This window comes from Streptomyces sp. NPDC057307 (assembly GCF_042667665.1).
In the GTDB taxonomy this organism is placed as follows: Bacteria; Actinomycetota; Actinomycetes; order Streptomycetales; family Streptomycetaceae; genus Streptomyces.
On the sequence record NZ_JBHUZM010000003.1, the window covers coordinates 49,085 to 72,164 of the forward strand.

The 23,080-nt window shown below is 69.7% G+C and carries 21 protein-coding genes, 1 tRNA gene and 1 riboswitch; of the genes, 6 read left to right on the forward strand and 16 right to left on the reverse strand.

The window, feature by feature from the left end; all coding sequences use genetic code 11:
• Positions 1 to 81 precede the first annotated feature (81 nt).
• Positions 82 to 966, reverse strand: a complete 885-nt coding sequence (locus ACFUN8_RS02030) for a Bax inhibitor-1/YccA family protein (protein ID WP_383630160.1) — start codon at positions 964 to 966, stop codon at positions 82 to 84.
• Positions 967 to 1,389: 423 nt separating this feature from the next.
• A tRNA-Leu gene (locus ACFUN8_RS02035) sits at positions 1,390 to 1,473 on the reverse strand.
• A gap of 560 nt (positions 1,474 to 2,033) precedes the next feature.
• On the opposite strand from ACFUN8_RS02035, the gene ACFUN8_RS02040 reads away from it, so the two are divergent.
• Both ACFUN8_RS02040 and ACFUN8_RS02045 read left to right on the forward strand, forming a co-directional pair.
• Entirely contained in the window at positions 2,034 to 2,795 is a 762-nt protein-coding gene (locus ACFUN8_RS02040; protein ID WP_383630310.1) for an ABC transporter ATP-binding protein, read from the forward strand.
• Between the two features lie 204 nt (positions 2,796 to 2,999).
• On the forward strand, positions 3,000 to 5,540 hold the full coding sequence (locus tag ACFUN8_RS02045) for an ABC transporter permease (RefSeq protein ID WP_383630162.1): 2,541 nt from the start codon (positions 3,000 to 3,002) through the stop codon (positions 5,538 to 5,540).
• Between the two features lie 98 nt (positions 5,541 to 5,638).
• On the opposite strand, the gene ACFUN8_RS02050 is transcribed toward ACFUN8_RS02045, so the two are convergent.
• Positions 5,639 to 6,931, reverse strand: coding sequence for a class I SAM-dependent methyltransferase (locus ACFUN8_RS02050; RefSeq protein WP_383630164.1), 1,293 nt, complete (start codon positions 6,929 to 6,931; stop codon positions 5,639 to 5,641).
• Between the two features lie 286 nt (positions 6,932 to 7,217).
• On the reverse strand, positions 7,218 to 8,663 hold the full coding sequence (locus ACFUN8_RS02055; RefSeq protein ID WP_383630166.1) for an NAD(P)/FAD-dependent oxidoreductase: 1,446 nt from the start codon (positions 8,661 to 8,663) through the stop codon (positions 7,218 to 7,220).
• A 541-nt stretch (positions 8,664 to 9,204) separates the two neighbouring features.
• Here ACFUN8_RS02055 and ACFUN8_RS02060 point away from each other — a divergent pair.
• Positions 9,205 to 9,477 (forward strand): type II toxin-antitoxin system Phd/YefM family antitoxin, encoded by a 273-nt coding sequence (locus tag ACFUN8_RS02060; RefSeq protein WP_383630168.1) that lies wholly within the window; start codon positions 9,205 to 9,207, stop codon positions 9,475 to 9,477.
• Positions 9,474 to 9,743: a type II toxin-antitoxin system RelE/ParE family toxin gene (locus ACFUN8_RS02065; protein ID WP_383630170.1), complete on the forward strand. Its 270-nt coding sequence runs from the start codon at positions 9,474 to 9,476 to the stop codon at positions 9,741 to 9,743. The genes ACFUN8_RS02060 and ACFUN8_RS02065 overlap by 4 nt, the downstream gene beginning before the upstream one ends.
• 38 nt (positions 9,744 to 9,781) lie before the next feature.
• On the opposite strand, the gene ACFUN8_RS02070 is transcribed toward ACFUN8_RS02065, so the two are convergent.
• From ACFUN8_RS02070 to ACFUN8_RS02100, 7 genes are all read right to left on the reverse strand, one after another.
• Positions 9,782 to 10,708, reverse strand: a complete 927-nt coding sequence (locus ACFUN8_RS02070; protein ID WP_383630172.1) for an exopolyphosphatase — start codon at positions 10,706 to 10,708, stop codon at positions 9,782 to 9,784.
• Positions 10,705 to 11,262 (reverse strand): DUF501 domain-containing protein, encoded by a 558-nt coding sequence (locus ACFUN8_RS02075; RefSeq protein WP_383630174.1) that lies wholly within the window; start codon positions 11,260 to 11,262, stop codon positions 10,705 to 10,707. The genes ACFUN8_RS02070 and ACFUN8_RS02075 overlap by 4 nt, the downstream gene beginning before the upstream one ends.
• A 23-nt stretch (positions 11,263 to 11,285) precedes the next feature.
• Positions 11,286 to 11,759: a septum formation initiator family protein gene (locus ACFUN8_RS02080; RefSeq protein ID WP_383630176.1), complete on the reverse strand. Its 474-nt coding sequence runs from the start codon at positions 11,757 to 11,759 to the stop codon at positions 11,286 to 11,288.
• A 146-nt stretch (positions 11,760 to 11,905) separates the two neighbouring features.
• Positions 11,906 to 13,192: a phosphopyruvate hydratase gene (gene eno / locus ACFUN8_RS02085; RefSeq protein ID WP_189109532.1), complete on the reverse strand. Its 1,287-nt coding sequence runs from the start codon at positions 13,190 to 13,192 to the stop codon at positions 11,906 to 11,908.
• A gap of 305 nt (positions 13,193 to 13,497) precedes the next feature.
• Positions 13,498 to 14,175, reverse strand: a complete 678-nt coding sequence (locus tag ACFUN8_RS02090) for a transglycosylase family protein (protein ID WP_383630178.1) — start codon at positions 14,173 to 14,175, stop codon at positions 13,498 to 13,500.
• 3 nt (positions 14,176 to 14,178) lie between these two features.
• A riboswitch (cyclic di-AMP (ydaO/yuaA leader) is annotated at positions 14,179 to 14,355 on the reverse strand.
• Positions 14,356 to 14,619: 264 nt separating this feature from the next.
• Positions 14,620 to 15,600 (reverse strand): transglycosylase family protein, encoded by a 981-nt coding sequence (locus ACFUN8_RS02095; RefSeq protein WP_383630180.1) that lies wholly within the window; start codon positions 15,598 to 15,600, stop codon positions 14,620 to 14,622.
• Between the two features lie 167 nt (positions 15,601 to 15,767).
• Positions 15,768 to 17,015, reverse strand: a complete 1,248-nt coding sequence (locus ACFUN8_RS02100; RefSeq protein WP_383630182.1) for a cytochrome P450 — start codon at positions 17,013 to 17,015, stop codon at positions 15,768 to 15,770.
• A gap of 165 nt (positions 17,016 to 17,180) precedes the next feature.
• On the opposite strand from ACFUN8_RS02100, the gene ACFUN8_RS02105 reads away from it, so the two are divergent.
• The gene (locus tag ACFUN8_RS02105) at positions 17,181 to 17,792 is read left to right on the forward strand and encodes a DUF5753 domain-containing protein (RefSeq protein WP_383630184.1); all 612 of its coding nucleotides are present in this window, start codon (positions 17,181 to 17,183) and stop codon (positions 17,790 to 17,792) included.
• Positions 17,793 to 18,229: 437 nt separating this feature from the next.
• Here ACFUN8_RS02105 and ACFUN8_RS02110 read toward each other — a convergent pair whose 3' ends face one another.
• From ACFUN8_RS02110 to ACFUN8_RS02120, 3 genes are read right to left on the reverse strand one after another with little or no spacing between them, the layout of a single operon-like run.
• A complete protein-coding gene (locus ACFUN8_RS02110) occupies positions 18,230 to 19,102 on the reverse strand; it encodes a helix-turn-helix domain-containing protein (protein WP_383630186.1) in 873 nt (290 codons plus the stop codon).
• A gap of 21 nt (positions 19,103 to 19,123) precedes the next feature.
• The gene (locus ACFUN8_RS02115) at positions 19,124 to 19,639 is read right to left on the reverse strand and encodes a DUF6879 family protein (RefSeq protein WP_383630188.1); all 516 of its coding nucleotides are present in this window, start codon (positions 19,637 to 19,639) and stop codon (positions 19,124 to 19,126) included.
• Positions 19,611 to 19,868, reverse strand: coding sequence for a hypothetical protein (locus tag ACFUN8_RS02120; RefSeq protein ID WP_383630190.1), 258 nt, complete (start codon positions 19,866 to 19,868; stop codon positions 19,611 to 19,613). The genes ACFUN8_RS02115 and ACFUN8_RS02120 overlap by 29 nt, the downstream gene beginning before the upstream one ends.
• A gap of 306 nt (positions 19,869 to 20,174) precedes the next feature.
• On the opposite strand from ACFUN8_RS02120, the gene ACFUN8_RS02125 reads away from it, so the two are divergent.
• A complete protein-coding gene (locus ACFUN8_RS02125) occupies positions 20,175 to 21,302 on the forward strand; it encodes a methyltransferase domain-containing protein (protein ID WP_383630192.1) in 1,128 nt (375 codons plus the stop codon).
• A gap of 15 nt (positions 21,303 to 21,317) precedes the next feature.
• On the opposite strand, the gene ACFUN8_RS02130 is transcribed toward ACFUN8_RS02125, so the two are convergent.
• A complete protein-coding gene (locus tag ACFUN8_RS02130; protein ID WP_383630194.1) occupies positions 21,318 to 22,310 on the reverse strand; it encodes a nucleoside triphosphate pyrophosphohydrolase in 993 nt (330 codons plus the stop codon).
• A gap of 33 nt (positions 22,311 to 22,343) precedes the next feature.
• A complete protein-coding gene (locus ACFUN8_RS02135) occupies positions 22,344 to 23,003 on the reverse strand; it encodes a SurA N-terminal domain-containing protein (protein WP_383630196.1) in 660 nt (219 codons plus the stop codon).
• Between the last annotated feature and the right edge of the window lie 77 nt (positions 23,004 to 23,080).

Below are 23,080 nucleotides of genomic sequence, written 5' to 3' on the forward strand. Positions count from 1 at the left end.
CCCTTCGTCGTGTCCGACTGCCGCGTACCGCGGCTACCGCCAGTCGCTGCCGTGTACGGCCGCTACCGCCAGTCGCTGCCGCTAGTCGTTGCCGCTCAGGATCGAGAAGAGCCGCAGCATCTCCAGATAGATCCAGACGAGCGTCATGGTGAGGCCGAAGGCCGCCATCCAGGACTCCTCGCGCGGCGCGCCGTACGTGACGCCGTCCTCGACCTGCTTGAAGTCGAGCGCCAGGAAGCACGCGCCGAGGATGATGCCGATGACACCGAAGAGGATGCCGAGGCCGCCGCTGCGGAAGCCGAGGCCGTCACCGCCGCCGAAGACGCTGAACAGCAGGTTGGCGACCATGAGGAGCACGAAGCCCATCGCGGCGGCCATCACGAAGCCGTAGAACCGGCGCGTGACGCGGATCCAGCGCATCTTGTACGCGATCAGCACACCGGCGAAGACCGCCATCGTGCCCATCACCGCCTGGACGACCACGCCCGGCGAGAGGTACGTGCTGACCGCGCTGCTGATCACGCCGAGGAAGACGCCCTCGAACGCGGCGTACGCCAGGATCAGCGCCGGGACCGGCTTGCGCTTGAACGACTGCGCCAGGGCCAGGACCAGGGCCACGAGGGCCGCGCCGATGGCGATGCCGTACGACTTGCCGATGTTGTCCTGGTCGACCGGGAGCAGGACCCAGGCGAGGACGGCGGTGAGGACGACCGTGCCGAGCGTCGACGCGGTGCGCGTCACGACGTCGTCGATCGTCATGACCCCGGCACGGGCGGGCGCCTGCGGACCGGCACCGCCGAACTGGGGGTCCGTCTGCGCGTAAGGGTTGGTCGCGTACGGATTCGTCGCGTACGGGTTCTGCGTTCCTACGGCGGGGCCCCCGGCCTGCGGCGCCGCGTTGAACCCCGCTTGACCGTTGTCGCGACTGAAGCCCCGTCGCGAGAAGACCGGGTTGCTGCTCCTCATCTCACTCCTCCATGGCGGCCACCCTGCGCGGCCTTGGCACAAGAGTAATGCGGGAGCAAAGGGAACACCCTAGTGCCCTGGGAGGATCTTTCCTCGATCGTGACGCGAGGGGTTCCGGAGGCGGGTCGCCGGGCCGGCCCGGAGCACCGTCCGGTGGCGCTTACGCACCCCTCCGGGAGGCTCTCCGGCGACACCGCCCGGAGTCCGGGATTCTGCGGATTGACGCGCACTCGACAAGATGATCAAGGGCTCTGAGCTGCGGGTTCACCGGCTCCCGGAGCTGACTATTCGTCAAGAGCTTTACTTTTCAATCGAGTTGGCCGATCGTGGCGATCCGCAGGCACGTTTCAGCAGCAGTGTGCCTCAGAGGCAAGAAAGTGGGGATGAATCGATCTTCGCAGGTCAGCACACGTACGATGAGTGTGCCCGGAACCGGACTTGAACCGGTACGCCCCATTTGGGGCAGCGAGGTTTAAGCTCGCCGTGTCTGCATTCCACCATCCGGGCGTACGCGGCTCCGCGTTGGCTCACGAGCCTATCCGGGAGGACCCCTCGGACGGCCGGGTACTTGGGCGATCCTGTCTGATTTTATTGGCACCTGAGGGTGTGTCAGCCCTGGTAACACGCCATCGGCACATGCCGGAAGCAGGACGAAGGTCTTGATACGGACCTCGGGATATGACGGAAACTCGCCGCTCTCTGTCTACTATTCGCCACTCCCCGCACACGGATTGCGCACAGGGGTCGCCGGCGTGACAACACGGTGACGGGGTGACCGGAGCCAGGACCGGATCCGGGACGGACCCCGGACGGGTCAGGAGCAAAGCCGGGGCGGCCTCCGGACGGACCTCGGACAGATCTCGGACGGACCGGGGACCGGAGTCAGGGTCGGTGTCATACCGGAGGGACGGGGTCGACGTCATACCCGAGGAGGACGGAGCCACCTCCCGGTCCGACCCGAGAGGGCCACCGGAACGGGCACGAGGGGTGACGACCCGGGGCCGCACGGGGGAGAGGATGAAATCAATCCACCAAGCGCCCCTGAAGGAGCCCCACCCGTGACGACCATGCCTCTCCTCCACCGCGCCAGCGCCGTGGCCGCCCACGCCTCCGGCTTGTCCAAGGTCTACGGGCAGGGCGAGACGCAGGTGGTCGCCCTCGACCAGGTCAGCGTCGACTTCCGGCAGGGCGAGTTCACCGCGATCATGGGCCCGTCCGGGTCCGGCAAGTCGACCCTGATGCACTGTGTGGCGGGTCTCGACAGCTTCAGCAGCGGTTCCGTACGCATCGGTGACACCGAGCTGGGGACGCTCAAGGACAAGCAGCTCACCCAGCTCCGCCGCGACAAGATCGGCTTCATCTTCCAGGCGTTCAACCTGCTGCCGACCCTGACGGCCCTGGAGAACATCACGCTCCCCATGGACATCGCGGGCCGTAAGCCCGACAAGCAGTGGCTGGACAACGTGATCACGATGATCGGCCTCAAGGACCGGCTCCACCACCGTCCCACCGCGCTCTCCGGCGGCCAGCAGCAGCGTGTGGCGGTCGCCCGCGCGCTGGCCTCCCGCCCCGAGATCATCTTCGGCGACGAGCCGACCGGAAACCTCGACTCACGGGCCGGCGCCGAGGTGCTGGGCTTCATGCGCAACTCCGTACGGGAGCTGGGCCAGACCGTCGTCATGGTGACCCACGACCCGGTGGCCGCCTCCTACGCGGACCGGGTGATCTTCCTCGCCGACGGCCGGATCGTCGACGAGATGCTGCACCCCTCCGCCGACGGCGTGCTCGACCGGATGAAGGACTTCGACTCCAAGGGCCGTACGAGCTGACGGCGCCCGAGCCGGCGACACCCGAGCCGACCACGCCCCGGCCGACGACGACCGTCGCCCGGCCCTCCTGACGGCCCCGCACCGGCCGGCCCCCTCTCCTCTCTCCACCGCGGCACGTCCGCCCGCCCCGCCGTCCTCCGGCCGCGCGGGCCCGTCCTCCGCCCTGCCCGCTTCCGGCCTGCCCACTTCACCTGGACTCCCACCATGTTCCGTACCGCCCTGCGCACTGTGCTCGCGCACAAGGCCCGGCTGCTGATGACCGTGCTCGCCGTGATGCTCGGCGTGGCCTTCGTCTCCGGCACCCTGGTCTTCACCGACACCCTCGGCAACGCCTTCAACAAGCAGTCGGCCAAGAGCTACAAGGACGTCGCCGTCTCCGTCTCCTCGTACGCCTCCAACGAGGCGGAGCCCGACGGGAAGAAGCCGGAGCCGGGACTCAGCCCGAAGACCCTGGACAAGATCGGCGCCGTCGACGGCGTCGCCTCCGTCACCGGCCGGGTCGACGGATTCGCCGGCGTGGCCGACCCGGACGGCAAGCTCATCGGCAACGGCTGGTCCAACACCGGTACCAACTTCGCCCCCGGCGAGAACGGCAAGGACGCCGCGTACGACTTCACGGAAGGCGCGGGCCCCACGGAGGCCGGCCAGATCGCGCTCGACAAGTCCACCGCGTCCCGGGGTGAGTACAAGGTCGGTGGCCCGGTCCGGGTCTCCACCAACGGACCGGTGAAGGAGTACACCCTCTCCGGCGTCTTCACCACCGAGGACGGCGCGGTCAACGCGGGCGGCAGCCTGGTGCTCTTCGAGACCTCGGTCGCCCAGAAGCTCTACCTGGAGCCGGGCTTCTTCCAGAACGCCACCGTCACGGCGGCGCCCGGCGCCTCCGACGCGAAGATCCTCGACGCGGTCGAGCCGCTGCTCCCCAAGGACGCCGAGGCCCAGACCGGCAAGCAGCTCGCCGACCAGCAGGCGGCCGACATCGAGAACCAGCTCAGCGGCATCAACCAGATGCTGCTCGCCTTCGCCGCCATCGCGCTCTTCGTCGGAATCTTCCTGATCTCCAACACCTTCACCATGCTCGTCGCCCAGCGCACCAAGGAGCTGGCGCTGCTGCGCGCCGTCGGGGCCTCGCGCCGCCAGGTCAAGCGCTCGGTGATGGCCGAGGCGCTGGTCGTGGGCCTCTTCGCGTCCGCCATCGGCTTCGTCCTCGGTGTCGGTCTGGCCACCGGACTGCGCGCGGCCATGGGCTCGTTCGGCGCGAAGGTGCCCGCCGGGCCGCTGGTGATCTCGCCGGTCGCCGTCGCCGCCGCCTTCGGGGTCGGTGTGGTGATCACCCTGATCGCCGCCTGGCTGCCCGCCCGCCGGGCAGCGAAGATCCCGCCGGTCGCCGCCATGAGCAGCGTGCACGCCGTGGCCACCATGAAGTCGCTCGTCCTGCGCAACTCCATCGGCGCCGTGCTCACACTCATCGGCGCCGCGGGCATCATCGCGGGCGCCGGGGTCGGGAAGGACGGCAAGCTGATCATCGGCGCCGGTGCCTTCTTCGCACTCGTCGGCATCATCGTGCTGATCCCGCTACTGTCGCGCCCGGTCATCGCGCTCGTACAGCCGCTGCTGAACCGGCTGTACGGCGTCGCCGGCAAGCTGGCCGGGCAGAACGCGGTCCGCAACCCGCGCCGTACGGGTGCCACCGCGTCCGCGCTGGCGATCGGCCTCACACTGGTCACCGGTCTGACCGTCGTCGGTGTCACGCTGGGCCAGGCCATCGACAAGATGACCACGGACAACATCAAGGCCGACTACATGGTCACGATGGCCAGCGGCGGCGGTCTCGACGAGTCGGCGGTCACGGCGCTGGAGAAGGCCCCCGGCGTCAGCGCGGTCTCCCCGCAGCGGTCCTCGTACCTGGAGATCAAGGGCAAGGAGACGTCCGCGTCGGGCGTGACTCCCGGTGACATCCAGCAGCTCCTCGCGCTGGAGACGAAGAGCGGTTCGCTGGATTCCCTGAGCGGTGACTCGATCGCGATGGCCTCGGACACCGCGAAGTCCAGGGGCCTGAAGACCGGCGACACGGTCACGGTGAAGTACCAGGACGACAAGACGGCCCGGCTCACGATCGGCGCCACGTACGAGCCCAACGAGTTCGTCTCACCGGTCCTGATCTCGACGGACCTGGTGGGGCCGCACGAGGCGAAGTCGCACACCCCCGAGGTGTACGTGGCGATGGACGGCGGCATGACCGAGGCCAACGAACTGGCCCTGGTGGACGCGCTGGGCGACAACCCCGCGATCAGCGTCGCCGACCAGCAGGACATCAGGAACATGTTCGGCGGCATGATCAACACCGCGCTGAACATCATGTACGGGCTGCTGGCGATGGCCCTGCTCATCGCGGTGCTCGGTGTCGTCAACACCCTCGCGATGTCGGTCTTCGAGCGTCAGCAGGAGATCGGCATGCTGCGGGCCATCGGTCTGGACCGCCGCCGGGTCAAGCGCATGATCCGGCTGGAAGCCGTGGTGATCTCGCTCTTCGGCGCGGTGGTCGGTATCGGGCTCGGCACGTTCCTGGCCTGGGCGATCGGCGAGACGATCCGCGGATCCGTCCCCGGCTACGCGCTGGTCCTGCCGTGGGAGCGGATCGGGATCTTCCTGCTCCTCGCGGGCCTGGTGGGTGTGCTGGCGGCGCTCTGGCCGGCGCGCAGCGCGGCGAGGCTCAACATGCTGACGGCGATCAAGACCGAGTGACCAGAGGCTGTCACCGGTACGGGGAAGGGCCCCGCATCCCCCCGGGTGCGGGGCCCTTCGCCGTACTCAGGTGTCTGGCGTGACCGCCGTGACTCGTGTCAGCGCCAGGTGCGGGCCCGCAGCGGGACACCCGAGGCGCCCGACTCGCCGGGCCGTACCGCCAGGATCTGGTTGACGCCGATCCTGTTGTGCTCGAAGGCGAGCGCGGAGGCGGCCATGTAGAGCCGCCAGACGCGGGCGCGGCCGGGTGAGGTGGCCCGTACCGCCTCGGGCCAGTGCTTCTCCAGATTCCGCACCCACTGACGGAGCGTCAGGGCGTAGTGCTCGCGCAGGGATTCGACGTCCCTGGCCTCGAAGCCCGCCTCCTCCAGCGTGGCGACCGTGCGGCCGAGCGGGGCCAGTTCGCCGTCGGGGAAGACGTACGCGTCGATGAAGTCGTCGATGTGGTACTGCGATTCGTCCTTCTCGGGGCGGCGCGCGATCTGGTGGTTGAGCAGCCGGCCGCCCGGCTTGAGGAGGGCGAAGAGGTCGTCGGCGTATTCGCGGTAGCGGAGCGAGCCGACGTGTTCGGCCATGCCGATGGACGAGATGGCGTCGTACGGCCCGTCCCTGACGTCCCGGTAGTCCTGGACCCGGATCTCGATCCGGTCGGTGAGGCCCTCCTCGGCGATGCGCTTGCGCGCGTACGCGGCCTGCTCGCGGGAGAGCGTGACCCCGGTGACCTGGGCGCCGTACTCGCGCGCCGCGTGCATGGCCATGGAGCCCCAGCCGCAGCCGACGTCGAGCAGCCGGTCGCCCTCCGTCAGACCGAGCTTGCGGCAGACGAGGTCGAGCTTGTCGCGCTGGGCGTCCTCCAGCGTGGCGCCGGGCTCCTCGAAGTAGGCGCACGAATAGACCATGGACGGTCCGATGACCATCTCGTAGAAGTCGTTGCCGACGTCGTAGTGGTGGCTGATCGCGGCTCTGTCCCGGTGCTTGGTGTGCAGCGCGCCGGACCTGCGCCGGACCTCCTCGGGGGGCGGCGGGGGCGGCGGCCAGAGGCCCGCGATCCCCACGATGCCCTTCGCCGCGGCGCGCATCCGCGGGTCGCGCAGCGGGCGCACCGTGTCCTTGGCGTCGGCGCCGCGCTCCCAGAGGAGTCCGGCGACCAGGTCGAGCGCGGCGTACAGATCACCGTCGATGTCGATCTCGCCGGCCACCCAGGCACGGGCGAGGCCCAGCTCGCCCGGCTTCCAGAGCAGTCGGCGCAGGGCCCGGCGGTGCCGGAGGACGAAAGTCGGCGCGCCGGGCGGACCCGACTCGCTGCCGTCCCAGGCGCGGATACGTACGGGGAGCGGGGCTCCCAGCAGTTCCTCGGCAAGAGTGCTCAGCCGCAGTGCGGCATCGGCCATGGCGCACACCTCCGTGATGGTGGATCTCCGTGATGGTGGATCCCAGAAATGCTCAACACATACGTAAACACCGCCGGGAAGGTCTGACAGTCCCGACAGCACGCAATGGGTGGGCAAAAATAGCTGCACGGGCCACGCATTTTGTGGTGAAATCCACCACTGCGCACCCTTGCCTGGCATGTCGTACCCAACTTCGGCGCCGGGCGCACGCGAAAGGGCCGCCCGCACCACGGATGGCGGGCGGCCCTTTCGGGTCGGTATGAGCGCTACGGGCGCCGGCGGCGGCTCAGGAAGCCTTCACCGTCGAACCGGCCTCGGCCTTCACCTGCTCCGAGCCGGACTCCGACTCCCCGGCGGGGACGGAGGCGGGCGCGGGGGCGGCGGTCTGACGCGCCGGGGCGGGCTTGGCCGCCTCGTAGAACTCCTCGCGCGGTGTCTCCATCGCGCCGAGCGAGACGACCTCGCGCTTGAGGAACGCCGAGAGCGTCCAGTCGGCGAAGACCCGGATCTTACGGTTCCAGGTCGGCATCGCCATGCCGTGGTAGCCGCGGTGCATGTACCAGGCCAGCCGGCCACGGAACTTGATCTTCATCTTGCCGACGACGATCATCGCGACACCCTTGTGCATGCCGAGACCCGCGACCGCGCCCTTGTTGGCGTGGCTGTACTCCTTCTGCGGGAAGCCCCGCAGGCCGGAGATCACGTTGTCGCCGAGGACCTTCGACTGACGCAGCGCGTGCTGGGCGTTCGGCGGGCACCAGGCGTTCTCGACGCCGGCCTTGCGGGCGGCCATGTCCGGGACCTGGGCGTTGTCACCGGCGGCCCAGACGTAGTCGGTGCCCTGCACCTGGAGCTTGGCGTTGGTGTCGACGTGACCACGCGGGCCGAGCGGCAGACCGTAGCGGGCGAGCGCCGGGTTGGGCTTGACGCCCGCGGTCCACACGATGGTGTTGGAGTCGACCTCGAGGCCGTTGCCCAGCACGACGCGGCCGTCGACGCAGGAGTCCATACCGGTCTTGAGGTAGACCTCGACGCCGCGGCTCTCCAGGTGCTCCTTGCCCCAGCTGCCCAGCTTCGGGCCGACCTCGGGAAGGATCTTGTCGGCGACGTCGACCAGCAGGAAGCGCATGTCCTCGCGCTTGACGCTCGTGTAGTACTTCGCGGCGTCGCGCGCCAGGTCCTCGACCTCACCGACGGTCTCGGCGCCGGCGAAGCCACCGCCGACGAAGACGAAGGTCAACGCCTTGCGGCGGACGTCCTCGTCGGTCGTCGAGTCGGCCTTGTCGAGCTGTTCGAGCACGTGGTTACGGAGACCGATCGCTTCCTCGATGCCCTTCATACCGATGCCCTGCTCGGCGAGGCCGGGGATCGGGAAGGTACGGGAGACGGCGCCGAGCGCGACGATCAGGTAGTCGAAGGGCAGCTCGTAGGCCTCACCGACGAGCGGCGAGACCGTGGCGACCTTGCGGTCCTGGTCGATGGTCGTGACTCGGCCGGTGAGCACCTCAGCCTTGGGCAACACGCGTCGCAGCGGTACGACGACGTGCCGAGGCGAGATGTTCCCGGCGGCGGCTTCGGGGAGGAAGGGCTGGTACGTCATGTACGAGCGGGGGTCGACGACAGTGACCGTCGCCTCCCCGTAGCGCATCTTCTTCAGAATGCGACGAGCCGCGTACAGGCCTACGTACCCTCCGCCTACAACAAGGATCCTGGGACGCTCCGTGGTGCTCATGCCATCGAGTATCCACCTGCCTTGGAGGGGGTGCTCGTGAGCCCCTTCACAAGCACCCCCCACACCTCTGCTACACTGCGCGGCCCCCATGATCCACATCATGCTCCCGCAGTGGAACCAAGCGGTGTCGCGAGACGTTCCGCACCCCTCGTGAGCTGGACCTTGAGACCTTTCCCAGGGGTGGACCACCGGGTGGTTCACACGCCCGCAATACCGCCGGAACGGCCCGTTGACCGGCCGTACAGAGGCGCCGGGGCGATGCCGGCGGCCCCTGGGGAGTGATGTGCGCCCAACCCGGCGGTTTCTCTTGTGAAGAACTTCACGAACTTCGTTCCGGGACCCGGCACAGAGACCCCGTAAGACCCCCGTAAAGGCGCTCGGGGGACGCTCGGGACCGCCCCAGGAGCCCCTGGAACACGCCCGGTTCACCCGCCCGGCCGAGCGGCCTCGATCCAGTCTCGACCCGGCCTCGACCCGGCCTTGATCCGGGTCGGTCCGAGTCGGCCGGGGCGGTGTACACACACTCGCGTACACTTCAGCCATGGATGAGAACGCTGTGACCGTACGTGAGGCCCGCGCTCACCTTGCGGACCACATCAACCGTGCCGAACGGGGCACCCCGACGATAATCACGCGCAACGGTGCCGCCGTGGCCGCCCTCGTACCCATCGCGGATTTCAACGCGCTGGAAGAAGCGGCGGACGAATTGCTCGCGCGCGAGGCCGAGGCGACGTTGGCCGAAGGCGGCCCGACCGTGACCATGGCCGAGCTGCTGGCCGACCTGTTCACCGAGCGCGACGAGGGCGCGGCGTGAAGTACGCGTTCCGGTTCACCACGGCGGCACAGCGGCAACTCCGGGCAATCGACCGGCCTGCCGCCATGCGCATCCTCGCCGCGCTGACCGCACTCGGCGACGACCCGTACCGCGAGGACGCCGACATCAAGAAACTGACCGGGCCGTCCGGTCTCTACCGTCTTCGGGTCGGCAGCTACCGGATCGCCTATCAGGTCCTGGACGGCGAGCTCGTCGTCCTCGTCGTCAAAGTCGGCGACCGTCGTGACGTCCACCGCGACATCTGAGTGCCCGGAGCGATCGTCGCCGAAAGTCCTACGCCGGCTCAGGCGATCGACCAGCCGATGCCGTCGAGGATGTCGTGCTCGCTCACCACGACCTCCTCCGCGCCGGTCCGCTCCATGATCGTGAGCAGGATCAGCGCACCCGCCCCGATCACGTCGACCCGCCCCGGATGCATGACCGGGATCGTCGCGCGTTCGGCGTGGGTGGAGGACAGCAGCGTCGTGGTGATCTCCCGGACCATCTCGAAGGGGATGCGCGCGTGGTGGATCGCCTCCGAGTCGTACGTCGTCAGCCCCAGCGCGATCGCCGCGACCGTGGTGACGGAGCCGGCCAGGCCGACGAGGGTGCGGGCCTCGCCCAGCGGGACGCTCTCCTCGGCCTTGTCGAGCGCGGCGGCGATGTCCGCGCGCAGGGCGGTGATGTCGGCCTGGGTGGCCGGGTCGGCCGGGCGGTGGCGTTCGGTCAGCCGTACGCAGCCGATGTCCACCGAGCGCGCGGCGGTGACCCGGTCGGCGCCGACGACGAACTCCGTGGAGCCGCCGCCGATGTCCACGACCAGGTAGGGCTTCGCCAGGTCGGTGCGGCCGGTCAGCTCCTTGGTGGCGCCGGTGAAGGAGAACTCCGCCTCCTGGTCGCCGGTGATCACCTCGGGTTCGACACCGAGGATGCCGAGGACGCCACGCACGAACTCGTCGCGGTTCTCGGCGTCGCGGGACGCGGAGGTGGCCACGAAGCGGGTGCGGTCCACGCCGTGCGCCTTGATGACGTCGGCGTACTCACGGCAGGCCGCGAAGGTGCGCTCCAGCGCCTCGGGGGCGAGCCGGCCCGTCCGGTCGACGTCCTGGCCGAGCCGCACGATCGTCATGCGCCGGTCGAGGTCGACGAGTTCGCCGGTGGCGGGGTCGGCGTCGGCCACCAGGAGGCGGATGGAGTTCGTACCGCAGTCGACGGCCGCGATCCTGGTCATTCGGTGTCTCCCTCGTCTCCCACAGCGGGGCCGTCGTTTGTGAACGGGATCACACAGGGGCCCTTGCGCCACCACTCGGGCAGCATCGCCAACGCCTCGTCGCCCAGCGGGTTCACTCCCGGACCCGCCGCGAGCGAGTGGCCGACCAGCACGTGCAGGCACTTCACCCGGTCCGGCATCCCGCCGGCGCTCGGGAAGCCCGCCAGTACGTCGATGGTGTCGCGGCGCGCGATGTAGTCCTCGTGCGCCTTGCGGTACGCGGCGGCCAACTCCGGGTCGGTCGCCAGGCGTTCGGTCATCTCCTTCATGACACCGTTCGCCTCCAGCGTGCCGATGGCCGAGGCCGCGCGCGGGCAGGTCAGGTAGTAGAGCGTCGGGAACGGCGTGCCGTCCGGGAGACGCGGGGCGGTCTCCACCACATCGGGCTGCCCGCAGGGGCAGCGGTGCGCGATGGCGCGCAGACCGCGCGGGGGCCGGCCGAGCTGTTGCTTGAACGCCGCGACGTCCGCCTCGGTGGGTTCGGTGCGTGTCGTCTGCGGAGGGGGCGTTTGCATACCTGCGTCGGTTTCCTTGATGTCTATCTGTCCGTCCGGTCGGCGTTGTCGACGCCGTCCAGGAGATTGGAGTACCAGGGCCGGTCGGCCGCGCCCTGGTCGGTGCGGCGCTCCTCGGCCGCCCGGGGGTCGGCCATGATGTAGCCGGTCTCCCCCGGCATCACGTAGTGCAGATGCTCGCGCGCCAGGCGCTGGACGTACGCGTCGTCCTGGAGGCGGGCCTTCTCGTCCCGCAGCTCCTCGACCCGCTGCGCCGCCTCACGCGTCAACTGCTCCTGCTCCGCGATGTCGCCGCGCTGCGACACGTACTGCCGCATCGGATAGGCGAGCGCCACGATCAGCGAGCAGACGACGAGCACGAGGAAGGCCGCGCGTCCGGTGAGCCGGGAGCGGCGGGCCTGCCTGCGGGTCTGCGAGCGGTAGACACGGGCGGCGGTCTGCTCGCCCAGGATCCTGATCTTGGTCGCGGTGGAGAACCGGTCCCGGTTCGCGGCCATGGTCCCGCCTCCCTGGAGGCCCGGCGGACCCCTCGTACCTCTGTACCGGCGTACTGCCTCTGTACGCGCGTACGTCCCCGGACACGGTACGGGACCGTGGCCGGGGACGGCCGTAGGACGGGCACGGTGGTCAGTCCTTCAAGAGGTCAGTCCTTGAAGCGGGGGAACGCGCTGCGGCCCGCGTACACCGCCGCGTCGTCGAGGATCTCCTCGATACGCAGCAGTTGGTTGTACTTGGCGACGCGCTCGGAGCGGGCCGGGGCGCCGGTCTTGATCTGGCCGCAGTTGGTGGCGACGGCCAGGTCGGCGATCGTGACGTCCTCGGTCTCGCCGGAACGGTGCGACATCATGCACTTGAAGCCGCTGCGCTGCGCCAGCTCGACGGCGTCCAGGGTCTCGGTCAGCGAACCGATCTGGTTGACCTTGACGAGCAGGGCGTTGGCCGAGCCCTCCTCGATGCCACGGGCCAGGCGCTCGGGGTTGGTGACGAAGAGGTCGTCGCCGACGATCTGGACCTTGGAGCCCAGCTTGTCGTTGAGGACCTTCCAGCCGGCCCAGTCGTCCTCGAAGAGCGGGTCCTCGATGGAGACCAGCGGGTACGAGGCGACAAGCTCCTCGTAGTACTCGGTCATCTCGGCGGCCGAGCGGGACTTGCCCTCGAACTCGTAGGAGCCGTCCTTGTAGAACTCGGAGGCCGCCACGTCGAGCGCGAGCGCGATGTCCTTGCCCGGGGCGTAGCCGGCTTCCTTGATGGCCACGAGGATCAGGTCGAGCGCGGCGCGGTTGGACTCCAGGTTCGGCGCGAAGCCGCCCTCGTCGCCGAGGCCCGTGGAGAGCCCCTTCTCCTTCAGGACCTTCTTCAGCGTGTGGTAGACCTCGGCGCCCCAGCGCAGGGCCTCGGAGAACGACTCGGCGCCGATCGGCGCGATCATGAACTCCTGGATGTCCACGTTGGAGTCGGCGTGCGACCCGCCGTTGAGGATGTTCATCATCGGAACGGGCAGCAGGTGCGCGTTCGGGCCGCCGAGGTAGCGGAACAGCGGCAGGTCCGAGGCTTCGGACGCGGCGTGCGCCACGGCCAGGGAGACACCGAGGATGGCGTTGGCGCCGAGCGAGGACTTGTCCGGCGTGGCGTCCAGGTCGAACATCGCCTGGTCGATGAGGCGCTGCTCGGTGGCGTCGTAGCCGACGAGCTCCGGGCCGATCTGCTCGATGACGGCGAGGACGGCCTTCTCGACACCCTTGCCCTGGTAGCGGTTCTGGTCACCGTCGCGGAGCTCGAGGGCCTCGAACGCACCGGTGGACGCACCGGAGGGGACAGCAGCACGGCCGGTGCTGCCGTCGTCGAGGCCGACCTCGACCTCGACCGTGGGGTTGCCTCGGGAGTCAAGGATTTCCCGGGCTACGACGACGTCGATGGACGGCACGAGCATCTCCTTCTGGGATGTGACGCGTGGAGTGCAGGGCCTCGTTGGCCTTGCGGCATGAGCCTAACCGGCTCCCGGTCGGCGGTCGGCAGATGCCCGCCCGCTGGGACGAAAAGAGTCCTGAATGCCCGTTCAGCCGCGAATGTCCTGGGGTCCGTGGACCGGCGGCCGGGCGGACCCGGGCGTCGTACCGCAGCACCTCGGACAGGGCCCGAGCCCCGTACCGCAGCACCTCGGACAGGGCCCGAGCCCCGGTACGGCGCGTCCGGGGGGAGTGAGGCGCGCCGTGCCGGGGCTCAGGGAGGGAAGGGTCAGCTCAGGTGGAGCTGCTGACCCGGGAAGATCTCGTCGGCGTTCTCGACGATGTCCTTGTTCAGGTCGAAGAGCTTCTTCCAGCCACCTTCGACCTTCTTGGCGTCCGCGATCTTGGAGAGCGTGTCGCCGGCCTTGACCTTGTACTCGCCGTCGCCCTTCTTGATCGGGCCGCGCGTCTCACTACGCGAGGCGGGCTGCTCCTGCGCGGCGCGCGGGGCGGACTCCTGCTTCGGGGCGGCCTTCGGGGCAGGGGCCTGCTGCTGGGCGCTGTCGTCCGAGCCGGCGTTGTTGGAGGCGTTGGACAGGCCGACACCACAGCTCGGCCAGGCACCCTTGCCCTGGCCCGCGAGGACCTTCTCGGCGATCTGTATCTGCTGCGACTTCGACGCCTGGTCGGCGCTGGAGGCGAAGGCGGTGCCGCCGTACGCGGCCCAGGTGGAGGGCGAGAACTGGAGGCCGCCGGAGTAGCCGTTGCCGGTGTTGATGGACCAGTTGCCGCCGGACTCGCACTGGGCGACGGCGTCCCACTCGGCGGTGGTGGCCGCGGAGGCGGAGGTGGCGCCGATCAGCGGGGCCGCGACAGCGGCACCGGTGATGCCGGCGAGCGTGGCGTAGCGGACGGCCTTGGAGGGGCGGCGGTGCTTGGCCTTGCCGGACTTGCTGGAAAACAGCATGCGAAATCTCCTCACCGACGCCTACGAGGTGAGCTGTCGGGTTCGGGCCAAGTGAGTTGCCCGGCCGTGCGACCCGGGAACGTCTTCACGTCCCCCTGCACACGGCTGCACCCCGAGCCGGCCGTACTGGCCGGCACTTACCTTTGGGTCCCCCGCTCCTGCCTTCGGCGCTTGACGCGACGACTACTCCCCCCGACCGACGGCAGGATTCGGCGTGACGGTCGACGGTGCCCGCGGTGCGAGCGGTTCAGACCGTAAACACAGACATCCCGGATGTTCAAAGAAGGAACATCCGGGATGATTCGCCCATCCCGCCCCGAGGAAACCTCTGTTTACGCAGGTCGGGACGGAAGCGAGGCGACGTGCCGGTCAGACCGCATCAGTTGGGACGAAGAGACCCTTGTCTCACTTGCGCAGATACGGACATAGACCGTTTAACTACCCCTACTTCGCGGTCAGATCGAGGCTCTGGCCCGGCAGGATCAGGTCGGCGTCGGAGCCCACGACCTCGCGGTTCGCCGCGTAGAGCGCGGACCAGCCGCCCTCCACCTTCTGCTCGTCGGCGATGGCCCACAGGTTGTCGCCGGCCTGGACGGTGTACGAGCCGTCGGCGGCGGCCGTGTCCTCGGCGGCGGTGTCACCGTTACGTGCCGAACCGTCACCCCGCGAGGCATGACGGCCACTTTCACGCTCTTCGTCCGCGTTGCCCGTCTTGCCTGCTTCGGTCGACCCGTCGGTGGCGCCCGTTCCGGCGTCCGCCTCGCCGCGGTGCTTGCCGGTGCCCTGGCCGGCGTCGGCCTCGGTGCCGGGCTCCGCGCTCGGCGTCGTACCGGACCCGGTACCCGACTCCGTACTCGACTCCGTACTCGGCTCCGCGCTGGGCTTCTCGCCACCGGAGGCCGAATCACGGCCGAACTGCCCGGACGACGGCGTCGACTCGGGAGCGGGCGGCAGCACGGCCTCCTCGCTCGACTCGGGCGCGGGCTCCGCGGACGTCTCGGGCTGCTGGGTGGCGTCGCCGGAGGGCTCGCCATCCGGCGACGCACCGTCGTCCGCCGTGAGCCCGGTGACCAGCGCGCAGGTCGGCCACGCGGTCGGCCCCTGCGCGTCGAGGATCTTCTCGGCCACGGCTATCTGCTGGCTGCGGCTGGCCTGGTCGGCGGTGGGCGCGTACGCCGTACCGCCGAAGTCGGCCCAGGTCTCCTGGGCGATCTGGAGCCCGCCGTAGTGCCCGTTGCCGAAGTCGGCGCTCCACATGCCGCCGCTCTCGCACTCGGCGACACGGTCCCAGGTGGCGGCGTCGGCCGCGCTGGCGCCGGTCGCGCCGAGCAGCGGGATGGCGATCGCCGAGCCTGTCACCCCTGCCGCGACGACGAGGGCGGGGGCTTGACGGGGCCGACGGTGCCGGCCGTTCCCGGAGCGCATGCGATTGCCTTCCGTGAGACTGCTGAAACGTGAATCCCGAACACGGGTTCCGAACGTGAATTCCGAACAGGTGACTGCTGGGACGGTCGTGAACGTAGCCGTACTCCAACGTCTGTCACAAGTCGATACAGCGGAGATCACGTGAAAGTCACAGTGTTGACGATCACTCAGTCACGCACCGCTGTGAACTGCACCGGGAGCGTACGCAGTCCACGCATGATGAGCCCGCCACGCCACCGCAAATCGGATGGATCGACCGCAAGTCGCAAGTCGGGCAGGCGGGTCAGGAGTGTCCCGAGCGCGGCCTGTCCTTCCAGGCGGGCGAGCGGTGCGCCGAGACAGTAGTGGATGCCGTGGCCGTATCCGAGGTGTTTGTTGTCACTCCGCGACAGATCGAGCCGGTCCGGATCGGCGAACCGCTCCGGGTCGCGGTCGGCGGCGGCCAGTACGACGAGGACGGGGTCGCCCACCGCGACGCTCTGCCCGCCGAGTTGGACGGGCTCGGTGGCGTAGCGCCAGGTGGCCAGCTCCACCGGCCCGTCGTAGCGCAGCAGTTCCTCGATCCCGGTGGCGAGCAGCCCGGTCTCGCCTGCGTCGAGGGAGCGTTGAAGGCGTTCGCGCTGGTCGGGGTTGCGAAGCAGCGCGTAGACCCCGTTGCCCACCAGATTGACGGTCGTCTCGAACCCCGCGAAGAGCAGGATGAACGCCATGGCGGCGGCCTCGTTCTCGGTGAGGTGCTCGCCGTCGTCGCTCGCGCGGATCAGCCCGGAGATCAGGTCGTCGCCGGGGGCGTCCCTCTTGCGGTGGATGAGTTCGGCGAGATACCCCCGCATCTTCTTCACGGACCGCGCGACCCCACCCCGCGGCCCGCCGCCGTGCCGGATCATCATCCCGGCCCAGTCGCGGAAGTCGTCCTGGTCCTCGCGCGGGACCCCGAGCAGATCGCAGATCGCGTAGATGGGGAGCGGGAAGGCGAAGTCATGGATGAGGTCGGCCTCCCCCTTCGCCGCGAAGGCGTCGATCAGCCCGTCCGTCAACTCCTGCACACGGGGCGCGAATTCGGCCACCCGGCGCGGGGTGAACGCCTGCGACACCAGGCGCCGCAGCCGGGTGTGGTCGGGCGGATCGATGTTCAGCAGATGCGTCATCAACTCCGCGCCCCGCTCCCCCGGGATCCCCGTCTTCCCCTTGGCGTGCGCCTGCTCGGCGTGATGCACGGGATTCTTGGACAGCCGGGGATCGGCGAGGGCCCGCTTGGCATCCACGTACCGCGTCACGAGCCACGCGTCGACCCCACTGGGCAGCCGGGTCCGGTGCACGGGCGCGTGCTCGCGCAGCCAGGCGTAGGCGGGGTAGGGGTCGGTGGCGAACTCCCAGGTGAAGAGTTCGGGGGCGGGGGGTGACAGCTCGGACATGCGCCCGACAGTAACCGGCGCCTGTGCGTTCCCCAGGACCGCGGGGTCGAGGTCGGGTACTCGGTCCGTGATCGCCTTCGGGGCCGCGCTGGAGCACAGTCAGCCGTCTCCCCGGCTCTCCCGAAGGCGAGGACAGAACCACCGCGTACTGCGAAAATCCCAGCTATGAACGCGTCTACCTCTCCCGCAGACCACGACTGGAACGACTTACTCCAGCAAGGCACCGGTCCCGTGCAGCAGAGCTTCCTGGACCTGGTGAGAGACACCCGTGACTACGTCGGCTACCACCCCAACGTCGTCTGGGGAGATCTCCAGACCCCGCGGTACGCCGAGGCCATGCTGCGCCTCGTCGTCGGTTTCCATGAGCTCCCCGACGACGTCGAGGCCGGTGTCGCTGCACGGACGGCACGAGCCCAGTACATCGGGCAGGACGGCAGGAGCTACCACGTACTGCTCGGAGAGCAGGCTCTGCTGACGAACATCGGCGGCGCGGACGTCATGCGAAGCCAGCTCCAGCACCTGCTGAAAGCCACCGCGCTTCCCGGGCTCACCTTGGGCATCATTCCCGCGCGCGCCCCACTCCACATCTATCCCGGCGACGGCTTCTCTCTCTTCGACGACCGCCGAGCCGAGGTGGAGGGCTACCGCGGCGCCGAAACGATCACCGACCCCGCCCGGCTCCAGGTGTTCCGCGCGGCGTTCGCGCTCCTCCAACCGTCGGCCGTGTACGGCCAGGACGCGCGCGACCTCATCAAGGCCACGATCTCGGTGACGTGACAAGCGACGACAGAGCACGGTTGCCGGCGGCAGGTTCGACGGGAACCTGCGAAGCAACTGAGGTTCGCGGAGAAACGCCACGACGCCGGAGTGGCGGATTCCGTGTCGCCCTCGAGGCCGGCGAAGTGGTCGAACTCGCCCGCTTCGACGCCGAGAATGAAGGCGCGGAGCTTCTCGGGGGTGGTGGTGACGATGGTGACGGGCTGGTCGCTCTCCTGGATCTTGATGGAGCCGTCGTCGGCTGTGCCGAGGTGGACACAGCGGCGCGGCGCCGGGAGCTACTGGCGGGCGGTCGGCAACGACGTCCCGCCTGCTCACCGTGGGCACCCGCCAGTACGGCCTGTACGACAAGTACGGCAACGCCTGCGTCGACCGGCGCGCCAACGCCCACCTCCGCACGGGCCAGTTCCCCGCGCGCGACCCGACCTGCGAGAGGTCTAGGTCCTGTCCGGGGGGCGGTGGCCGGCGATCGACTCCGCCGCGTCGGAGATCAGCAAGCGGGCAGCCCCGCCACGTACCGCATCGCGTGCGAGCCCGTCGAACGCCCTGGAGTACAGCTCGACCTGGCTCGGCTGCACCAATGTCACCGCCGCGTCCAGGGAGTCCGCATGCACCCGCGCCGCGTCGAAGATGGTGAACGTGGGCAACGGCCAGACGGTGCGCTCGGCGGAGAACGGAATCACCCCCAGGGCGACGTGCGTGAACGTCGTGGCGTCACGGAGGTGGTCGAGCTGCGCGGCCATCGTGTGCGGTCCGCCGATGCGGTGACGGAGTACCGCCTCCTCCAGGAGGATGGAGAACCGGTGCTTGCCGTCGCGCACGACACGGTTGCGTCTCACCCGTGCCGCGGCGGCCTCCTGCACGTCGTCGGGGGTGCCCCGAAAGGCGGCGATGGAGGCGAGCAGCGCGGTCGCGTACTCGGGGGTCTGGAGAAAGCCCGGCATCACGTCGGAGCAGTACACGCGGAAGTGCGCGGTGCGTTCGTAGAGCGTCGCGCCGGATTCCTGCAGTCGGCGCAGACCGGTCCGCTGAAGGCGTCTCCACCGCACGTACGCCTCGGCGGACTGCCGATGGGCCGCGACGAGGTCGGCCGACTGGTCGTCGGCGTGGCAGGCGGCGCACCAGGCGCGGAGGTCGGCGTCCGAGGGAAGAGTCCGCGCGTTCTCGATACGAGACGATTTCGACTCCGACCATCCGCACCTGGCGGCCAGTTCACGCCCGGAGAGCCCGGCGTCGAGCCTCAGTTCGCGCAGCCGCGCCGCTACCGCGTCCCGAGCCTGCTGGACGTCGGCCGACGGATGCGGATACATGAGGGGGCGAGGCCGTTCCGGTCAGATCTTGTAGTGCTCGTGCGGGACAGCACGTTCCCACACACTTTCGAATGCCGCGACACAGAGGTCCAGCGTCGCCGGGTCTTCGGTGATCTCGTCCTCGACCACCACGCCGTCACCCGAGAAGTGGTGCACCCGGAGGAAGGCGCCGTCGAACGCCCAGAAGTCGTTCGCCGGGAGGGCGATCCCGTTGGCCGACCTGCGTGGCAGCCACCGGACTTGCTCGCCGGCGGTGACGTTGGCGCGGGTGACGTCGTGCTCCCACCGGATGTACTCGCTCACCGGTTCGGAGACGATACGGGCCCGGCGGATCGTGACGCCTCGGGCCACGGTGTCGGCGATGAGCTGGTCGTACGGGTGCCACCAGGATTGCCGGTCGGCCCAGTCGACGCGCTCGCCGCGCCGCCACGCGTCGAACCGTTCCGTCGGAGCGTACGAGTCACGCAGCTCCAAGTGCACGGCGGATGTGCGGCATCGGCCCAGCAACTCACCGAATCCCGGCACGCTCGACGGCATCGCACGCCTCCCTGATCAGGGGCACCATACGTGCCGGAATCCTGACGAGCGCTTCGCTCGCCGGCATGGGACCGTTCGCCGGGCTCGTCGCCTCACACTCAGCTGTCGTCGTGGAGGAATCGGGCTTCCAACCCTGGAAGAGGATTTCTCGTGCCTCGGGGTCCACCCATACCGTCGGGCAGTGGTCACGATCGGTGTGGGGATCGATGCCGATGAACTCTACGGACATGGCCGGCCTCCGGACCGTTGCTCCTTGTTTCTTTCTGCGTGCGCTTCGTAGTTAAGCGGAGCGGCTGTCGGTTCGGGGCCTCGGAGCCAGGATTGGCGTGCAAACTGCTGCAAGTCGGTCGAGAAGGGTTCCGGGCGATGCCACCGTTGCCGGAGTCGCAGCAGATGACCGAGAGAGGGACACCATGGCCAAGCACGAGAAGCCGCCGCCCGACACCGGGCAGGGCACGCCGCCGCCCGGAAACGCGGACGGGCAGGTACCGAAGCAGCCCGAGCCCGACGGCAAGCACAAGAAGTAGGGGACTCCGTGGTCTCGTTCGACGAGTGGCGTCGCCGTTTGGCGGACGCGATGGAGCGGCGTGGCGACTGGCCCGCGCGGTCTCCGTGGGTGCGCCAGGCTGTCGACGCCGTGGCGCGGGATCGGTTCGCGCCCGAGCGGGTGTGGCGGTGGGACGGGCACGACTATGTCCCCGTCGACCGCGCGGCCGATCCCGATCGGTGGGCCGCCGAGGTGTACGGGGACCCGGACGCGGCGGCCGTCACGCAGGTCACCGAGGGGCTGCCGTCCTCAAGCCTCTCGTGCGAGGCCGTGGTGGTCGACATGCTCGATTCGTTGCTTCTCGAACCCGGCCACCAGGTACTGGAGTTGGGGACGGGAACCGGCCGTAACGCCGCGCTGCTGGCGTGGCGGGCCGGGGCCGGGCGGGTCACCAGTGTGGAGGTGGACCCCGAACTGGCCGCCCTGGCGCGGGTACGGCTCCGGGAGGCGGGGACCGACGTACGTGTCGAGGTCGCCGACGGGCGAGACGTGCCGCCCGTCGCCGTACCGTACGACCGTGTGATGGCCACCTTCGCCGTCGATGAGGTGCCGTGGTCGTGGGTGGCCCGTACCCGGCCGGGCGGGCGGATCGTCACCCCGTGGGGGCGGCTGGGGCACGTCGCGCTCACCGTCGCCGAGGACGGGCGTTCGGCGACCGGTTGGATGCAGGGGCTTGCCCAGTTCATGCCCGCGCGGGGCACCGCTCAGTGGCGTGGCTCCTTCCAGCAGGTACGGGCGGCGGCGGCCGGGCCCGCCGGGGCCGAACGGCCTGTCGGTCGCCGGCTGGGGCCGCTGCGCGACGACATCCACCTCCGCTTCGCGCTGCGGGTGGCCCTGCCCGACGTGCAGATCACCACGGCGGAGGACGGTGACGGCCTCAACACCTGGCTGCACGACGGCAGTTCCTGGGCGGCCCTGTCCGCTGTGGGTGGCGGCGAGACCGTCGCGTACCAGGGCGGGCCCCGCCGGCTGGCCGACGAACTGGACGTCGCCTGGGGGCGGTGGCTCGGTGACGGCAGCCCGGCGCTGTACGACTACGGCATGACCGTGGAGCCCCACCGGCGGTACGTGTGGTGCGCGGACCCGGTCACGGGCCCCCGGTGGCCGGTCGGTTGAGCGGGTGGTTCTCGGTCAGCCGTCCGAGTCGGGCCGCTCCGCCGCGTGGATCGCGTCGCGGTAGGTGCGGGCCGCCGCGCGGAGGGCCGACTCCGGGTCGATGCCCGCGGCGTCCGCGCGGGAGGCCAGGGCGAGGAGTTCGTAGCCGATGTCGTCGCCCTGTGGGAGCGGGACGTCCAGGGGGGCGGCCGCGACGCGGGAGGTGAGTTTGGCGGCCAGGGCGAGGGCCGGCTGGGCCAGGGGGATGCCGTCCGTGATCGAGTCGCGTTGTTTCTCCGCCGCCTTGGTGCGCAGCCAGTGGGCGTGGACGTCGGCCGGGGTCTCGGCCGTCTCGTCGCCGAAGACGTGGGGGTGGCGGTGGATCAGCTTCTCGACGATCGTGGCCGCGACGTCGTCGATCGAGAAGGGTTCGTCCTCCTCCTCCGCGATACGGGCGTGGAAGACCACCTGGAGCAGTACGTCGCCCAGCTCCTCGCGCAACTCGTCGCGGTCGCCGCTCTCGATCGCCTCGACCAGTTCGTACGACTCCTCGATGGCGTACTTGGCGAGGCCCGTGTGCGTCTGGGTGGACGACCACGGGCATTCGGCGCGGACGCGGTCCATGACCTGGACGAGGTCGAGGAGCCGGGCGCCGGGGAGGTCGTACGAGCCGGGGAGCAGTTCCAGGTCGGGCATCTGGACGCGGCCGGAGCCCGCGAGGCGGGAGAGGCCGTCGGTGAGGGCCTGGTCGCCCTCGCCCGAGGGCAGGACCACGACCGTACGGCCGCCGGCGCAGGCGTCGACCAGCTCGGCCGCGGTGGGCGCGGAGTGGTCGACGGTGACGCCGGCCTCGCGCAGATACGGCAGCTGCGGGTGCGCGGCGTCCGCGCACAGCACCTGGTCGGCCTCGCGCAGCGTCTGCCAGGCGGGCCAGGACAGCACACCGGGCGCGACCCGGTGGCTGGTGGTGAGGAGGACGATTCGGCCGGGGGCGACGGAGTCAGAGGCGACGACAGGTTCTTCGGTCACCGAAGAAACCTACCTCCGGGCCCCGGCCTCGTCTCACGCGCCCGTCGGGGCCTGCTCCGGCGGGGCTTCCTTCGTGACCTGGGTGAGCCACGGCGTCTTCGCCTCGCCGAGCCTGACCTGCTTGGTGTCCCACGCGCCGTAGCGCGGGTTGACGTCGATGCCCAGTTCCTCGGACGTCTTGACCAGCACGGCGAGGACCTGCTGCTGGCCCTCCGGCGTGGTGGTGTTGGCGCCCAGCGACTGGGCCAGCTTCGACATCAGCACCTCGCGGCGGATCGCGGTGTCGATCTGGTCCGGGGTGAGCGCGCCCTGCTGGAGGAGCATCGCCGCCAACTGGTCCTCGCCGCCGGACTGCTGGGCCGCCGCCTGGCGGGTGCTCTGGATGTCCTTGCGGGACGCCTTCACCCCCGCGTCGTCCGCGGCCTTCTCCAGGATCTCGTCGAAGATCATGCTGTTGAGCTTGACCTGGCTGAGCTGGCCGGTGTTCTTGATCAGCTCGGCAGCCTGCGGAGACGCCTGCTGCGCGTCGCGTACGTCGCGGACCTGGGCCTGCAGCGAGGACGTGTCGATGCGCTCGCCGCCGACGACGGCCGCCGCGCCGGGGTGGGCGTCGTTGCCGCAGGCGGTGAGGAGCGGGGCCGCTGTGAGAAGCGCGGCTGAGAGGGTGAGCGCTGTGCGACGGCGGCGGTGCAAAGGGTGCCTCCTGGATCGTGACAACGACCGTGCGTTGATCGATGTTAGGCAGTGGCGGCGGATCCGATCCAGTCGGC

Excerpts from the sequence above, each read along its gene's own strand:
- ACFUN8_RS02030 (WP_383630160.1), bottom strand. The coding sequence starts at position 966 with ATGAGGAGCAGCAACCCGGTCTTCTCGCGACGGGGCTTCAGTCGCGAC.
- ACFUN8_RS02040 (WP_383630310.1), top strand. The coding sequence starts at position 2,034 with ATGCCTCTCCTCCACCGCGCCAGCGCCGTGGCCGCCCACGCCTCCGGC.
- ACFUN8_RS02045 (WP_383630162.1), top strand. The coding sequence starts at position 3,000 with ATGTTCCGTACCGCCCTGCGCACTGTGCTCGCGCACAAGGCCCGGCTG.
- ACFUN8_RS02050 (WP_383630164.1), bottom strand. The coding sequence starts at position 6,931 with ATGGCCGATGCCGCACTGCGGCTGAGCACTCTTGCCGAGGAACTGCTG.
- ACFUN8_RS02055 (WP_383630166.1), bottom strand. The coding sequence starts at position 8,663 with ATGAGCACCACGGAGCGTCCCAGGATCCTTGTTGTAGGCGGAGGGTAC.
- ACFUN8_RS02060 (WP_383630168.1), top strand. The coding sequence starts at position 9,205 with ATGGATGAGAACGCTGTGACCGTACGTGAGGCCCGCGCTCACCTTGCG.
- ACFUN8_RS02070 (WP_383630172.1), bottom strand. The coding sequence starts at position 10,708 with ATGACCAGGATCGCGGCCGTCGACTGCGGTACGAACTCCATCCGCCTC.
- ACFUN8_RS02075 (WP_383630174.1), bottom strand. The coding sequence starts at position 11,262 with ATGCAAACGCCCCCTCCGCAGACGACACGCACCGAACCCACCGAGGCG.
- ACFUN8_RS02080 (WP_383630176.1), bottom strand. The coding sequence starts at position 11,759 with ATGGCCGCGAACCGGGACCGGTTCTCCACCGCGACCAAGATCAGGATC.
- eno (WP_189109532.1), bottom strand. The coding sequence starts at position 13,192 with ATGCTCGTGCCGTCCATCGACGTCGTCGTAGCCCGGGAAATCCTTGAC.
- ACFUN8_RS02090 (WP_383630178.1), bottom strand. The coding sequence starts at position 14,175 with ATGCTGTTTTCCAGCAAGTCCGGCAAGGCCAAGCACCGCCGCCCCTCC.
- ACFUN8_RS02095 (WP_383630180.1), bottom strand. The coding sequence starts at position 15,600 with ATGCGCTCCGGGAACGGCCGGCACCGTCGGCCCCGTCAAGCCCCCGCC.
- ACFUN8_RS02100 (WP_383630182.1), bottom strand. The coding sequence starts at position 17,015 with ATGTCCGAGCTGTCACCCCCCGCCCCCGAACTCTTCACCTGGGAGTTC.
- ACFUN8_RS02105 (WP_383630184.1), top strand. The coding sequence starts at position 17,181 with ATGAACGCGTCTACCTCTCCCGCAGACCACGACTGGAACGACTTACTC.
- ACFUN8_RS02110 (WP_383630186.1), bottom strand. The coding sequence starts at position 19,102 with ATGTATCCGCATCCGTCGGCCGACGTCCAGCAGGCTCGGGACGCGGTA.
- ACFUN8_RS02115 (WP_383630188.1), bottom strand. The coding sequence starts at position 19,639 with ATGCCGTCGAGCGTGCCGGGATTCGGTGAGTTGCTGGGCCGATGCCGC.
- ACFUN8_RS02120 (WP_383630190.1), bottom strand. The coding sequence starts at position 19,868 with ATGTCCGTAGAGTTCATCGGCATCGATCCCCACACCGATCGTGACCAC.